This is a genomic window from Bordetella parapertussis, from assembly GCF_020735925.1.
Taxonomy (GTDB): Bacteria; Pseudomonadota; Gammaproteobacteria; order Burkholderiales; family Burkholderiaceae_B; genus Bordetella; species Bordetella pertussis.
The window spans coordinates 93878-109223 of record NZ_CP085971.1 but is presented as its reverse complement, the minus strand read 5'-3'; the positions used below and the strand labels follow the sequence as shown (position 1 = coordinate 109223).

At 67.8% G+C, this 15346-nt stretch carries 12 protein-coding genes and 1 pseudogene; all 13 read right to left on the bottom strand.

Going from position 1 to position 15346, the window contains the following annotated elements; genetic code table 11:
* Positions 1-12: 12 nt before the first annotated feature.
* The 13 genes and pseudogenes from LK409_RS00520 to LK409_RS00465 all read right to left on the bottom strand — a co-directional run bounded on the left by LK409_RS00520 (position 13) and on the right by LK409_RS00465 (position 15153).
* Positions 13-825: an IclR family transcriptional regulator gene (locus LK409_RS00520; RefSeq protein WP_041937096.1), complete on the bottom strand. Its 813-nt coding sequence runs from the start codon at positions 823-825 to the stop codon at positions 13-15.
* Positions 822-1808, bottom strand: coding sequence for a tripartite tricarboxylate transporter substrate binding protein (locus LK409_RS00515; protein WP_010925872.1), 987 nt, complete (start codon positions 1806-1808; stop codon positions 822-824). The genes LK409_RS00520 and LK409_RS00515 overlap by 4 nt, the downstream gene beginning before the upstream one ends.
* 48 nt (positions 1809-1856) lie before the next feature.
* Complete coding sequence (locus tag LK409_RS22740; protein ID WP_010927549.1) at positions 1857-2627, bottom strand: enoyl-CoA hydratase/isomerase family protein; 771 nt, start codon at positions 2625-2627, stop codon at positions 1857-1859.
* Positions 2624-3803: pseudogene (locus LK409_RS22735) on the bottom strand (CaiB/BaiF CoA transferase family protein). The gene LK409_RS22740 and the pseudogene LK409_RS22735 overlap by 4 nt, the downstream one beginning before the upstream one ends.
* 167 nt (positions 3804-3970) lie before the next feature.
* Positions 3971-5677: a thiamine pyrophosphate-requiring protein gene (locus tag LK409_RS00505; protein WP_010927548.1), complete on the bottom strand. Its 1707-nt coding sequence runs from the start codon at positions 5675-5677 to the stop codon at positions 3971-3973.
* Positions 5674-6564 carry a LysR family transcriptional regulator gene (locus LK409_RS00500; protein WP_010927547.1) on the bottom strand — a complete coding sequence of 297 codons (891 nt, stop codon included), beginning with the start codon at positions 6562-6564 and terminating at the stop codon, positions 5674-5676. The genes LK409_RS00505 and LK409_RS00500 overlap by 4 nt, the downstream gene beginning before the upstream one ends.
* A 40-nt stretch (positions 6565-6604) precedes the next feature.
* A complete protein-coding gene (locus LK409_RS00495; RefSeq protein ID WP_010927546.1) occupies positions 6605-8194 on the bottom strand; it encodes a rhodanese-related sulfurtransferase in 1590 nt (529 codons plus the stop codon).
* Between the two features lie 49 nt (positions 8195-8243).
* Positions 8244-9236 carry a Bug family tripartite tricarboxylate transporter substrate binding protein gene (locus tag LK409_RS00490; RefSeq protein ID WP_010927545.1) on the bottom strand — a complete coding sequence of 331 codons (993 nt, stop codon included), beginning with the start codon at positions 9234-9236 and terminating at the stop codon, positions 8244-8246.
* 68 nt (positions 9237-9304) lie between these two features.
* On the bottom strand, positions 9305-9853 hold the full coding sequence (locus tag LK409_RS00485) for a cupin domain-containing protein (RefSeq protein WP_010927544.1): 549 nt from the start codon (positions 9851-9853) through the stop codon (positions 9305-9307).
* 460 nt (positions 9854-10313) lie between these two features.
* Positions 10314-11291 (bottom strand): tripartite tricarboxylate transporter substrate binding protein, encoded by a 978-nt coding sequence (locus tag LK409_RS00480; protein ID WP_010927543.1) that lies wholly within the window; start codon positions 11289-11291, stop codon positions 10314-10316.
* Between the two features lie 75 nt (positions 11292-11366).
* A complete protein-coding gene (locus tag LK409_RS00475; RefSeq protein WP_003807859.1) occupies positions 11367-12101 on the bottom strand; it encodes an enoyl-CoA hydratase/isomerase family protein in 735 nt (244 codons plus the stop codon).
* Positions 12102-12148: 47 nt separating this feature from the next.
* Entirely contained in the window at positions 12149-14260 is a 2112-nt protein-coding gene (locus LK409_RS00470; RefSeq protein ID WP_226376474.1) for an acetate--CoA ligase family protein, read from the bottom strand.
* Positions 14261-14277: 17 nt separating this feature from the next.
* Positions 14278-15153 carry a tripartite tricarboxylate transporter substrate binding protein gene (locus LK409_RS00465; protein ID WP_226376473.1) on the bottom strand — a complete coding sequence of 292 codons (876 nt, stop codon included), beginning with the start codon at positions 15151-15153 and terminating at the stop codon, positions 14278-14280.
* Between the last annotated feature and the right edge of the window lie 193 nt (positions 15154-15346).

Below are 15346 nucleotides of genomic sequence, written 5' to 3'. Positions count from 1 at the left end.
GGGCCGGGCCCCTCACTCCATTTGCGCCAGCAGCACAAGCTCCGCGTCGATGGCCGTGGCAATCTCGCGCTGCCGGGCCTTCGACATGCGTTCGGCCACGGAGCTCACGCTCATGACGAGCACGGGCACGCCCTGCCTGCGCTTCATGGCGCAGCCCACGCCCAGCGCCTGCTTGGCCACGTAATTCTGCATCACGGCATAACCGCTCTCGACCGCGCAGGCCCGCAAGCGCAGCAGGACCTCGGGCGCCAGCCCGTCGAATGCGCGGATCCTGTCGGCATTGCGCATGACCAGCGACTCGGCCGCCGGCGCCGGCATCGCCGCCAGGATGGCCATCCCGGCCGAGCCCACCCCCAGCGGATAGCGGTTGCCCGGGTACGAGCCGACCACCTGGATCGGATAGGACCCGAACTCGCGGTGAATCGACACCGAGTCGCCGCCGTCGCGCCAGACCAGGTAGACGGTGTCGCCGAAGCGCTGCGCCAGGCGCCGCATCGCGGGTATCGATTGCAGGATCAGCGAGCGCGGCGCGCGCGCATCGAGGCCAGCGTCGAGAAAGCTGGCGTCGGCGCCGCGCTCGCGCGCCAGGAACCGCCGCCCGTCGTCCCGCCTGGCCACCCAGCCGAACTGTTCGAGCGCATCCAGCAGGCGATGCACGGTCGGCCGCTGCAGGCCGGTACGCTGGGCTATCTCGGTAACCGACACCGCTGGCGTAGCGGCGCCCTCCAGGAATTCCACGATAGCCAGCCCCCGCCGCAAGGCCTGCGGCCCCTTGCCCTGCTCCTCGTCCGATGTGTCGATGTCGCGCGCCTTCAAGGCCTTCACTTCACTTGCAACCCCAGCCGGTGGACCAGCCCGGTCCACAACGCCGCCTGCGCGTCCATGTACGCGCCGAAGGAAGCCGGGTCCGAGCCGATGAATTCGAAATAATTGTAGTCGTCGCCGAAGCTGTTGCCCTTGACGATCTCGCTGGCCGCCTGGCTGACCCTGGCCACGATCTCCGGCGGCGTGCCCTTGGGCGCCATCAGGCCGAACCATTCCTCGGCCACCAGGTCCACGCCCTGCTCGCGAAACGTCGGCACCTCGGGAAACGACGGACTGCGGCGCTCGCTCGATATGGCCACCGCGTTCAACCGCTTGGCCCGGTACTGCTCGAGCCCCTGCGCCGCCGTCCCCCACAGCAGATCCACGTTTCCGCCCATGACATCCGTCATGGCCGGCGAACCGCTGTTGTACGGAATGTGGCGGATCTCCGTCTTGACCTTCTCGTTGAACAACTCCCCGGTCAAGCCGGCCGTCGATGCCGCGCCCGGCGACGCGTAGGTGATGTCCGCGCCCGGCTTGCGGGCCTGCTCGACCAGTTCGCCCAGCGTGTGCGCCGGAAAGGCCGGGTTGGTATAGATCAGCAGCGGAATCTTGCCCAGCAGCGACACCGGCACCAGGTCGCGCTTTATGTCGTAGGGCAGGTTCGGGTACAGCGCCGGCTGCGTCGACACCGTGCTGACCGCCAGCAGCAGCGTGTAGCCGTCGGGCCGGGCGCGCACCACCTCCTGCATGCCCACGATCGTGCCGGCGCCGGGGCGATTGACGACCACGAACGGCTGTCCCAGCTTCTCGGCCAGCTTGGCGCTGAACAGCCTGGCGATCTGGTCGGTGGACCCGCCCGGCGAGAAGGGAACCACGATCGTCACCGACTTGCGCGGCCAGGACGATGGCTGATCGGCGGCCGTCGCGGCCGGCGCGCCGGATCCGAACGCCACACCGGCCACCACCAGCCGCCCCAGCCACTTCGCGAGATTGGTATTCATCTTTTGTCTCCTGGTCGTTTTTCTTGTCCAGCCGGCCGCGCGCCGCCGCTAGGCCCGCGCCTTGTTGAACTGGCCGCGCGCGCGCGCCGCCTCGGGCGAGGCGCCGCACACCATGGCCTGATCGACATCCATATACGTGCCGAGATGATTCAGCGCGTTCGCGTGGGCGTTGATGCTCTGCTTGCTCATTCTCACCACATGCGCCGGACACTGCGATACGCGGCCGGCGACCTCGATGGCGCGCGCCTCGGCGCTGCCGCCCGGCACCACCCAATCGACCAGGCCCAGTTCCCTGGCCTGGGCGCTGGGCATCTTCTCGCCCAGCAGCACGATCTGCTTGGCCATGGAGGCGCCGACCATGTTCACCAGCCGCGGGATCGCGTTCCAGCTCAGGTTGATCCCGATCTGGGCCTCGGGCACGAACAGATACGCGTCGTCGGCCATCACGCGCCAGTCGCAGGCGAGCGTCAGCGCCACGCCGCCGCCCACATTCATGCCCTCGATGGCCGCGACGGTGATCTGCGGCAGTTCCTCCCACGCCCGGCACATGCGCGTGCCGAGGGTAAGGATCTGGCGTTGCTCGCTCAGGCTCTTGCCGGCCAGGTCGAAACGCTCCGGGTCAGTCAGGTCCACCCCGGCGCTGAACGCCGCGCGGCTGCCGCCGAGCACCACGCACGTGATGTCGTGGCGATCCTTCAGCGCCTCGGCCGTCGCGGTGAGGTCCCGGATGATCTGCATCGACATCGCATTCTTCTTCTCTCCCCGGTCGTAGGTCACCACCGCCACCGAGTCCTCGTACCTGATACTGATATGGTTCATGCTCGCTCCTTGGAAACCTTGACCACGCCCTCGTCCACCAGCCTGGCGATCTGCCCCGGCGGCAAACCCAGCTCGCCCAGCAGCTCGTCCGTATGCATCTCCGATGCCGGGCGGACGGGCCCGTACCGAAGGCGGCGTGCGCTGCATCCGGATGGGCGAGCGCAGCCCCTGGTATTCCCCCACCCGCACCAGGCCGTCGCGCTGCCGCAGATGCTCGAGCTCGAGCGCCTCCTGCACCGAATGCACCGGCGCGCACGGCACCCCGTTGCTCAGCAAGCCCTGGAACAGCTCGGAACCATCCACGTCCTTCAGGCGCTGCGTCAGGATCTCGCGCAAGGCCGCGCGGTTGGCGACCCGCAACCGGTTGGACGAAAAGCGGCCGTCATCGGCGAGCTGCGGGCAGCCGAGCGACTTGCACAGGTAGCGAAACTGGCCGTCGTTGCCCACGGCCAGATAGATATCCGCCGTGCGGGTCGGGAACAAGTCATAGGGATAGATGTTCGGATGCAGGTTGCCGCTGCGCTCGGCCTTCCCGCCGGCCAGCACATTGGCCGCGTGCGGGTGCAGGATGGCCAGCGCCGTGTCGAACAGGCTGACCTCCACCAACTGCCCCTTGCCGGATTTCGACCGCTCGAACAGCGCCATCGATATCGCGATCGCCGCATTCAAGCCCGTGCTGACGTCGATGATGGGCACGCCCAGCTTGGTCGGGTCCGCCTCGGCGGGCCCGTTGATCGTCATGAATCCGGTCAGCGCCTGGACCGCCGCGTCATAGCCCGGCATGCCGCCGAGCTGGCCATCGTCGCCGAAACCGGAAATGCGGCAATGGACCAGCCGCGGGTTGCGCGCGCTGAGCTGGCCGAAGTCCGTGATGCCCCACTTGCGCCACGTGCTGCGCTTGAAGTTCTCGATCAGCACGTCGGCGCCCAGCACCATATCCAGCAACAGGTCCCGGCCCTGCGGCCGGGACAGGTCGACGGCGATGCTGCGCTTGTTTCGATTCAGGCCCAGGAAATAGGCCGCGTCCTCGCCGACGAACGGCGGGCCGTATCCCCGCGTGTCGTCGCCGTTGAACGATTCGACCTTGATGACATTGGCGCCGTGGTCCCCCAGGATCTGGCCGGCCAAAGGGCCCGCCAGCACGCGCGATATGCCCAGTACGACCAGCCCATCCAACGCGGGGCTGCCAGGAATGGTTGATGTCACCCGTCTGTCTCCGATGCTTGGCAATGCACCCATCGGTGCGCAGCCATCGTAGGATCGGAGACTCGTGAAACAGAAGCAGGGTGTTCACAATGTGAACACCCTGGCACGGGCGCCGGCTTCTTGCGGCCTGCCGCCCGCTACGGCGCTTCCTGGGACAAGGCCTTTTCCTCGGCGGTCATGATTTCCAGCACCGCGGGCCGGCCGGTATCGGCGACGCGCGCCGCCTCGCGCAAGGCCTCGACCAATCGGGCCGGATCCTCGACCCGCTCGGTCCACGCGCCCAGGCCGCGCGCGATCATCTCGTAGTCGCCGGACAGAAAGCGCGTGCGATGCGTGGTGCTCGACAAAGGCATGTGCTTGTCGTAGCCGCCCATGCAGCCATTGTTCATCAGGACCGTCACAGTGCCGATCCGGTTGCGCACTGCCGTCTCCAGGTCCATCGCGCATTCGCCGAACGCCGCGTCGCCCAGCAAGTGCGCCACCAGCGCGTCGGGGCGCGCCATCTTGGCGCCCAGCGCCAGGGGCAGGCTGTAGCCCAGATGGGTCGACCGCCCCCAGCCCAGGTATTCGCCCGGCCGGCGGCAGCGGTAGAACGGACTGAGCTGGTCGCGCGGGCTGCCGGCATCGTGCGTGATGATCACGTCCCGATCCGCCCAGGCGATCTGCAGGTCATGCACCACCCGATACGGATTGATGGGCCGCGACGCCGACGTCAGCTTGTCGTGCCACTGGCGCAGCCAGGCCTGCCGTATTGCCTCGAGTTCGCCGCCTGTGCGCGCGGTGCGGGCCGGATCCGGCTGCACGCCGAACTCGTTCTTGAGCATGTCTATCATCTGCCGCAGCACCAGCCTGGCATCGCCCAGCAAGGCATGGTCCAGCGGATAGTCCTTGTTCAGGTCCGAATCGTCCACCGCCAGCTGCATGGCGCGCCGCCCGGCGGGCAGGGGCGCGGCGAACACCGATTTGGTCAGGCTCGCGCCGACGCCGAACAGCAGGTCTGCCGTGCGCAGCCCATGCGCCACCGTCGCCGGCCATGCCATGCCGCCGCTGCCCAGCGCCAGCGGATGCCGCTCGGGGAAACCGCTCTTGCCGGACAACGTCGTCATCGTCGGAATCGACAGCAACTCGGCCAGCTCCACCAGCTCCGGCGTGGCGCCCGACTGCAATACCCCCGCCCCCGCGTGCAGCACCGGCCGCTCGGCCGCCAGCAGCAGCCTGCACGCCGCGCGCACCGTATCCGGATCGCACAGCGTGCGGATGGCCTGGCTGGGCGCGTGGCGCGACGCCGAGCGGCCGACCGGCTGCTCCATCACGTCCATGGGCAGCTCCAGCGCCACGGGCCCGCGCCGGCCGTTGCGCAGCCCGGTGTAGGCGCGCCGCATCATCTCGCCCACGCGATCGGGCCGGTTGACGCGCGCCACCCATTTGGTGATGTTCCCATAGTGCTTGGCCGTCTCGAAATTCGGCCGCACGTCCGTACACGACTCGTTCACGCCGCCCGGCAGCATCAGCACCGGCGACGAATCCGAATACGCCTGCGCCATCGCGCCGAACGCGTTCTCGCAGCCGGGCCCATACTGCACCGCACATACCCCTACCCGCTCGCCCAGGCTGGCGCGCGCATAGCCGTCGGCCATCCCCACCACGGCGCGTTCGGTCCGCGCCACCACGGGCCGGATGCCTGCCGCCGTCGCGGCGTCGATCAGGGAGTTGATCGGAAAGCAGAACAGCAGCTCGGTGTGTTCGGCCTTCAGTATCCGGGCCACCTCATCCACCGCCTTGCGATCGGGGTCGAGCGGATCGGGGTCGGCCAAGGGCGCCTCGGCGGGCAGGCAAGCATTCATGTTGTCTCCATCTCATGTTGGAATGCCCGGCAATGCTCCAGGAACCTGGATGCCAGGATGGAAAGCGGCTGGGAATTCGAATACAAGGCCCCAACCTCGACGATGACTTCCGGATGGAACGGCCGGAGCACGACCTGCGCATCGCGCACCGCCCCCAACGTAAAGGCATCGACGACAAAAGCCCCGGCCCCGGCCTCCACCAGCGCCATGGCCGCGAGCATCGTGCCCGCCTCGATACGCGTGCGGGGCCTCGCCCCATGCGCTTCGAGAATGCGGGTAATGCGATCGTTGAAACGCATGCGCGGCACGCTGAGGAAATCCACGCCGTGCAAATCCATGGACCGTATCGCTTCCAGCTCGGCCAGGGGATGCCCGGTCGGCAGCAGGCACACCACCGGCGTGCGCGCGATCGGCAGCGACTCGATATTGGGATGGTCCACCGGCAGCGTCGCGAAACCGATCTCGGCGCTGCCTCGCGACACCGCGTACACCACGTCGTAGTGGCGCTGCACGTCGAACATCACCGAAATCCCGGGATGCTTGCGCATGAACTCCGTCACCAGCCTGGGCAGCGCTCCCTGCTGCAGCGAACTCATCACGCATACCTTCAGCATGCCGCTGCCGATCTGCGCGATCCGCTGCGCCGCGAACTGGATCTCCTTCAGCCCGATGTACGAACGCATGGCCTCCGCGTGCAGCGCCTTGGCCTCGGCCGTCGGGGCCATCAGGCCCTGGCGGCGATCGAACAGCGTAAAGCCCACCTCGCGCTCGAGCCGGGAGATCAGCCGGCTTACCGCCGACTGCGTCACATACATGGTTTCCGCCGCCCGGGTCACTGTGCCCAGGTCGACCACCGCCAGAAACGCCTCGATTTGCCTCAGATTCATATCGTCTTCCTCCCTGGATGGAGAAAGCTCTACCAGAGGCTCATTCCTTGTACAAGTCGAAGCGTATGGCGGGATGGCGCTGCACCGCGTCAAGCAGGCCCACCTCCCAATCCAGGTAGGCCTGCATCGACAACTCGCGATCCCTGGCCTCGAAGGGCTTGACGAAGGCATCGTCGGGCTCGTGCAAGGGCCGCCCGTCGCCCTCCTCGACCGGCCGGCCCTCTGCGCGCCAGCGCGCCATGCCGCCCTCCAGCACATATACCGGCCTGGCGGCCGAGGCCGCCACATCGGCGCAGGCAAGTTGCGCGAGCAAGGCGTCCGGCGACACCAGCAGCAACGGCCGGTCGGCCGGCAACCCGTCCAGCGCCTCGGCCAGGCGCGCCCGCGTCACCCAATACGCCTGCGGCAGGTGGCCGGCCTGGTAATCGCGATAAGCGCCGACGTCCACCACCGTGTATTGCGCCAGGCTCCCGGCCGCCTCGGCCGGCGCCAGCCGGCGCGCCCGCGCGCCATCGAGCCCGGCCACCCGCACCGCCTGCGGGCCCGCGGCCAGTTGCGCCGCGGACACCGCATCGGCCCGCAACGTCACCACATCCTCATGCCCCATCTGGCGCAACCACGATCCGGTCATGACATCGCGCACCCCATGATGGTCATACAGGACGATGCGCGCATTGCGCACCGCCACATAAGAATCGGTCGCCTGCACCAGCTGGCCGCCCGGGGCATGCACGGCGCCGGGCACGTGCCCGCGCTCGTACTCCTGCTGCGTGCGCACATCGAACAGGTAAACCGTTCGCTCGCCGCCGGCGCGCAGACGCTGCAATTCGGCCGCGCCGATCTCGCCGATCCCGAAACGGCGCCGCACCGCCGCCGCGCGCTGCTGCGCCAACGCCAGCGTCGCCGCGCCCGGCTCCGGGGCCTGGCGCGCGGACTGCGTTTCGACCTTGTGGCCGGCCAGCGCCCAGCCCATCGTGCCGTTGCGCAACGCGAACACCGGATTCGGCACCCCGGCATTGATCAGCGACTGCGCCCCGATGATGCTGCGCGTACGGCCCGCGCAGTTGACCACCAGGGTGGTGTGCGGATCCGGCGCGAGTTCCGCGTAGCGCAATACCAGTTCCGCGCCCGGCGCGCTTACCGAACCCGGAATCGTCGCCCGGCGGTGCTCGGCCGGCGTACGGCTGTCCACGATCACCAGCGGACGGCCCGACGCCACCATCTCCCGCAACTCGTCGGCCGAAATCGACGGCGTCGCGCAACCATGCTCCACATACTCGCCAAACGCCTTGCTGGCCGTGTTGAACCCCGTGAACAACGGCAGCCCCAGGCCGGCCCAGGCGGGCGAGCCGCCCTCCAGCCGCACGGCGCCCGCGTACCCCAGTTCCTGCAGCCGGCGCCGCGCGCGCTCGTCCAGCGCGTCGCCCGCGCCCGCCACCACGATCGGCACGTCGCGGCGCGGAAACAGGCGCTCCACCCGCAGCTCCAACTGCGACAGCGGCAGGTTGACCGCATGGAACAAGTGCGGCGACACCGAATGCGCCCCCTCTTCGCGCGGATCCACCACCGCGCACTCCGCCCCGCTTTCCAGGCGCTGCCTCAACCATTGCGCGCTCACGACCTCGGACATCTCCACCCCCATGCATGCATGCCGCCCGCCCATCCGGCCCGGCCAGCGTTCAATCGATCGAAGCGCCCGCCTGCTTCACCAGATCGGCCCAGAACGCCACCTGCTCGCGCACGAACGGATCGAACTTGCCCTCCGACTGCGGATTCGCGGGCTGATACCCCGCCTGTTCCAGCTTTTCGCGCACGTCCTGCTTGCCCAGCACCTGGACCGACGCCTGTTCCAGGGCCAGCCTCGCCTGGTCGGGCGTACCCGACGGCACCACCAGCCCGAACCACACCTCGGTACGCTCGAAGCCCGGCAAGCCCTGCTCCGCCAGCGACACCGTCTGCGGCAGGCTGGACGGCGGCTTGAGCGAGGTACAGCCCAGCACCCGCAGCCGGCCGGCGCGGATCTGCGCCAGCGCCGACGGCAGGGACGCCAGCGAGAAATCCACCTCGCCCGACGCCACCGCCATCACCGATTCGGCCGGACCGCGATACGGCACATGCTCGGTCGGCAGCTTCGTCGTACTGCTGAACAACACCCCCGCCAGATGCTGCGTCGTCCCATTGCCGGGAGAACTGAACATCAGCGACTTGCCGTCGCGCGGCTTGAGGTCCGCCAGGGTCTTCGCCGGGCCGCCGGCCGGCACCACCAGCACGTTGGCCGTCGAGGCGAACTTCACCACCGACTCGAAGTCCCGCAAGGGGTCATAAGGCAGGTTCTTGTACAGCGCGCGATTGATCGCCATCGTCGCCGTCGAGCCCAGGCCCAGCGTGTAGCCGTCCGCCTTCGATTGCGCGACGGCCGCCATCCCGATGCTGCCGCCCGCCCCGGGCTTGTTGTCCACGATGATGCTCTGCCCGAGCTGGGTGCCCAGCTCCGGCGCCAGGATCCGCACCAGGATGTCATTGGCCGACCCTGGCGTGTAGGCCACCACGTACGTCAACGCCTTGGAGGGGAAACGCCCCTGGGCCCGCAAGATCGCCGGAAGACCGCCACAGCCCAGCGCGATCACGGACTTGCCGCAAAGACTCAACATTTCACGTCGCTTCATCGCCATCTCCCCTGCCGGATTATTGTCAGGACCACGACCCGCTACGCTCCCGCCCCATGGACGGCGCCTTCCCTTCAGGATGGCTTCACATTGGGATTGGGCGGGAACATCTCGCGCTTGCCCGTGCCGGGATCGAATTGCTCGCGGTCCACCTGGTCTTCCAGCGGACGCTCGTAGAAGCGCAGTTGCCAGACCGGCTCGTCGCCCACGCCCTGGCCGACCATGATCGCGTCGCGCTGGCGAAAGCTGCCGCTCTCGTCCACCTCGTAAAGCCGGTTTTCCTCGGCGCCGACCAAACCGACCAGCACCGCCCAGTTCTTGTGATTGTGCGGCGGGCTCGACTTGCCGGGCAGCGCCAGCGACAGATACATCGCCCGCCCCGTGCCGTCCTCTTCGTTCAAGCGATAGGCAACGAAGTCCTTGAAGGTCCCCCGCTTGGCCGGCTTGAATTCCGTGGTAAGGAAAACATCCCGTTCACGGGCCAGCGCCAGCAATTCATTCTTGATCGCCTCCAGCGCCTCGCGGGTCGGGCCGTGCTGCTTTTCGATGGCGCGCACCCGCGTCATCGTTGCCTCGACCAGTTCGCGACGGCGCGCCACCAATTCAGGAGTGGGCTCACGCATAAATGCCTCCAGTACACGCAGTGAAAAAACAAAACATCACGAAAACAGCGTGCGGCTAGGTTGGGGCACGGCAATTATTCTGTCAATTTCCGATTTGCCTGCCGGATATTCCATAAAGTCATAATGCAATCAATGCATCATGGCCATGCCTGGAGGCGCGCGGCGGCGGGTGCAACGCCATGGAAACCGGCCGTGCGCGCGCTGGAGATCACGCGCCGGCGCGGCCTTGCCGGCAAGCCGGGATGCATGGGGCGCAACGCCGCCTGCCGGCGCAACCTGTGCCTGGAGGAATAAGAAACTGCTTCTTTTTATTATTTATTATTGAATTTTCTTATTCAGGAATCGCACCGCAAATATTAATAATGAATATTTAAATTCAATATTGGAACCATAATTCGCGGCACCCGGCCCATGTTGCATCCGGCGCCGCGGATTGCGGGTGGGCCATGGCCCGCCCGGATCAGCGCACCTTGGCTCCGGACACCTGCACCGCCAGCGCCCAGTTCTTCACTTCCTGCTGCAGCTTGGCCTGCGCCTTGTCCAGGGTCCCGCCGGTCTTGATCATCCCCTGGGCCTCGTAGGCGCCCGCGACAACCGGGTCGGCCAGTGCGGCATTGATCGCCGAATTCAGCTTCTCGAGCACGTCCCTGGGCGCGCCGGAACGCGCGGCGACCACGAACCATGAAGTCACGCTCAGGTTCGGATACCCGCTTTCCTGCAGCGTCGGCACCGTGGGCAGCAGGGGCGAGCGCTGCGTGGAGGTTTGCGCAAGCAGCTTCAGCCTGCCCTCCTTGGCCAGCGGCAACATCAAGAGCGGCGTATCGAACATGAATGTGGTGCGATTGGCGACCAGGTCCATCACCGCCGGCATGCTGCCCTGATACGGAATGTGCGTCGCCTCCCCGTTCACCTCGTGCAGCAGCAGTTCGCTGACCAGGTGCGGCGAACTGCCCGGCCCCGCGGAGCCATATGAATTGTCCTTGCCGGTTTTCAGCCTGTCCACCAGCTCGCCCAGGGTATTGATGGACGTGCCGGAACCGGCCGCCACGACCAGGGGCGTCTCGGCGATATCGGACACCACCGTGAAATCCTTCAACGTGTCATAGGGCAGCTTTTCGAACAACGAGGGATTGATCGCGAACGGCGTGGCGGTGAACAGCAGCGTGTACCCGTCGGCGGCGCTATTGGCCACGAACTGCGTGCCGACCACCGTTCCCGCCCCGCCCTTGTTCAGCACGATCATGTTCACGCCCAGCCGCGCGCCCATGCTTTTCGCCAGCACCCGGGCCAGGCTGTCGGCCGTGCCGCCCGGCGGATAGGGAACGACGAGCGTGATCGGCTGCGCCGGAAACCCGGCGGCCGCGCCCGCCGCGCTGAATCCCATCAGGCAGCCCAACATCACCAGACAGGCCGACAAGCGGCCCAACGAAGGCATCATGATTTGTCTCCTGAACACATCCTGCTCGAGAAGGGCAGGCCCGTCTGCGCGCGCCCTGCCCCGAACCGCCGCTGCCTAGCAGCCCTTGAATACCGGATCGCGCTTGTCGCGCAGCGCCTGCAGGCCCTCCTCGGCATCCTGGCTCCTGGCGATCGCCTCGAGCATGCCCTTTTGCGGATAGAACGTTTCCATGGGGTTGGCGGGCAAGGTCTTGAGCGCCAGATGCTTCATGGCCTGGACAACCAGTGGCGCGCTGGCGGCGATCTTGCGGGCCATCTCCAGCGCCGCCTCGACCTGCTCGCCTGTCTTGCATACCTTGTTCACGAAACCCAGTTCGTAGGCGCGCTGCGCGGACATGGGATCGCCGGTCGTGATCCACTCCAACCCGGCTGCATAAGGCAGCTTTCTGGGAAAGCCCCCCATGATGCCCTGGAAGATGCCGATCTTCGCCTCCGGATAGATGAATTGCGCCGACTCGCTGGCGACGATCATGTCCGCGTAGAGCGCCAGGGTGCAGCCGCCCCCCACGGCACGGCCGCTCACGGCGGCAATGACCGGCTTGTCGGTGGGCACGGCGAAGTTGGGCAGCGCGCGCCATACCTCGCCGGGCAACTCCTTGAGGTCCGCCCCGGTACAGAACGCATCGTTGCCCGCGCCCGTGATCACCGCGACCAGGTCGTCCCCGCCGCTGAATCGTTCCCAGGCCTGGGCCAGTTCCCTGACCACCGCCGGGTTCATCGAATTCCCCCGCTGCGGACGGTTGATCGTGACCAGCGCAACCCGGTCGAGCGACTGGTAAGTGACTTCCATGTGTTTCCCCCTGTCGAACTTGAATAAGGTCTTGGGCGCGCTCCGTCTCAACCCGACAGCGCGCGCCCGTCCACCGCGACGCATCCCGCCCCGTCGGCGAGCACCAGCACGGGATTGATGTCCAGCTCCTGCAGGCTGTCGCGCAGGTCGTGGCCGAGCCAGCTCAGGCGCACCATCGTGTCCACCACCGCCGCCACGTCCAGCGGCGGACCCCCGCGCACGCCGCCGAACAGCGGCGCCAGCTTGAGCCGCTCCAGCAATCGTCCAGCGCTCTCCCGAGAGACCGGACACGGCGCGAACAGCACGTCGCGCAGGATCTCGGCCAGCGTGCCGCCGGCGCCCACCGCCAGGGTCACGCCGAACTGCGCGTCCTGCTTCAGTCCAAGCAGCAACTCCAGTTCGCCGCGCACGAACTCCTGCACCAGGAAGCCATCGACCCGCGCATCGGGCCGCTTCTGCCGCACCTGCGCCGCCATCTCCACTGCCGCCGCCCGCACCGCGGGACCGTCGGCCAGACCCAGCCTGACGCCGCCCACCTCGGTCTTGTGGCTGATGTCCTCGCTGATCACCTTGACGACATACGGCGCGCGCAGCGCCTGGGCCGCGGCCGCGACCTCATCGGGCGTCGCGGCGACCCTCCCCTCGTTGACGCGGATGCCGTAGCGCCCCAGCAGCCGCTTGACCCCGGCCTCGTCCAGACGGCCGGCGCCGACCGGCTCCGGGACGGGCAGCCCCTGCGGCCGGACCGCACTGCTGGCCGCGGGCCGCCGCGCCCACGCATGCCAGGCGCCGATGGCGCGCATGGCCGCGTCCAGCGAATCGGTGCAAAGCACGCCCGCCGCGGCAAGCTGCTCGCGCGCTCCCTCGGCATAGCCGCCGGGTATGACGACCGCCAGGAGCGGCTGGTCCACCGCCCGGGCCGCATCGCCTATCATTTTTCCGACCTCGGTCAGCACCGGCGCGTTGGTCACGACGGACAGCACGAGATCCGCCTGCTCGTCCTGCAGCGCGGCCCGGTGGATCGTCTCGACGTAGCCCATCGCAGCGCCGTCGTTGGCCGCGCCGATGTCCACCGGATTGCGCACCGGGCCATCGAAAAGCGGCGCCAGCGCCGCCGTGGCGCGATCCGAGAAGCGGGCCAGGGGAACGCCGATATCGCTGAGCCGGTCCGCGGCGATCGTGCAGCCGCCGCCGGACGGCGACAGGACCGCCACCGACCGGACCCGCATGTCCCGATATTTGTTCCAGCCGGACGCCGCGACCAGCATGCCCTCGACGTCGTCGACCTGCAGAATGCCGAACTGGCGGCACACGCCATCGAGGATCGCCTGGTTCGACGCAAGGCTCGCCGTATGCGAGAACGCCGAAGCGGCCCCGGCCTCGGTCCTGCCCGACTTCATCAGCAGCCAGGGCTTGCTGGCCGCCTGGGCGCGCCCGGCCGCGCGCAGGAACAGATCCGGACGCTTGATGCCTTCGACATAGGTGCAGATCACGTGCGTGCCCGGATCGTCGATCATGAAGTCGACGAAATCGCAGAAATCCACATCCGCCTGGTTGCCCACGGAAATGCAATGGGAGAAGCCGACGTTCTGGCTGATGCCACGGTCTATCATCGTCCCCATGACCGCCCCACTCTGGCTGATGAGACCGATGTGCCCCGGCAGCGGGGCGCGGTCCACCAGGGACACCGTGGTCGCCAACGAAAACCCATGCGCCGGGCTGACCACGCCCACGCAATTCGGCCCGATGATGCGCACCGCCTTCTCGCGCGCGACGGCAAGCAGCTGCTGCTCCAGCCTGGCCCCCTCATCGCCCGATTCCGAGAACCCGGAAGCGACCACGATCACCCCCTTGGCGCCGATATCGCCGCAGTCGGACACGGCCTGCACGACCAGATCCCGGGGAATCGCCAGGATCACCAGGTCCGGCGCCTGCGGCAAGTCCATGATGCAACGGTAGGCCTGGTGCCCCAGTATCTCCGCGCGCACCGGATTGACCGGAAGAATCCGCCCCCGGAACCCCTGGTTGTTCAACAAATGCAGGATGCGGCCGCCGAACTTCCGGCGGTCCTCGGACGCCCCGACCACCGCCACGCAAGCCGGATTCATCAACTCGACGACCGATGCGGACCGACCCGCCTGCTCTTCAATCAACGTCATGACTGCACTGCCCCCCATCATTGCTTTGCCAGATTCTGCTCGCGCGCCAGCGCCTGGAAACGCGCCGTCTCGGCCTGCATCGCGGCATCGATCTGCCGCGGCGCCGCCGGCTCGGCCGCCGCCGCGCCGGCCTTGCCCAGGCTGGCCCGCACCTGCGGATCCGCCAGCGCCGCAACCACCTCGCGATTGATGCGCGCCACGATCGCGTCGGACGTGCGCGCCGGCACGTGGATCGCGAACCACGGCACCACCGGCTCGACGTTGAACCCGGCCTCGGCCACCGTCGGAATATCCGCGGCGCCCGGAAAGCGGCGCGTGTCCATCACGGCCAGGCCCTTGAGCTTGCCCGCGCCGATCTGCGCCGCCGCCAGGCTCGCGCTCACCATCATGAACTGCACCCGCCCGCCGATCAGATCCAGCAGGGCCGGCGGCGCGCCCCGGTACGCCACCTGCGTGGCGCTGAAGCCCGCATCGCGCATGAACGCCTCGGTACCGAGGTGCGCCGAACTGCCCGCGCCCGGCGTCGCATAGGAAATGCCGCCCGGCGCCTGCCTGGCATAGGCGACCAGCTCACGCAGATTCGACACCGGCAGCTGCGGCGGCACCACCAGAATGTTCGGCGCCGTCGCCAGCATCGCCGCCGCGCGGAAATCCTTGAGCGGATCGAAAGGCAAGGCCTGGAAAAGCGCCGGCGCCGCCGTGAACACCGGCCCCGACGAGGCCAGCCAGGTATATCCATCCGGCGCGCTCTTGGCCACGAAATCCGTGCCGATGGCCCCCGCCGCGCCCGCCTTCACCTCGACGATGATCGGCTGCCCGAGCGCGGCCGCAACCTTCTCGCACACGATGCGGATCACCGTATCGTTGATGCCCCCGGCGGGAAACGGCGTCACCACCCGGATCGGCCGCGCCGGCCAATCCTCCCGCGCATCCGCGCCAGCCCCGGCGCAAAGCATCAGCGCGGCCATTCCGACAACAAACGCCCGCCGTGCTGGAAACACTCGCTTCGCATCCGGCATTGCAGCTCCTGAGCAGTGCATTGATTGGGCAAATCTTAGGAGGCAACGGCGATTTGCTGAAGTAATA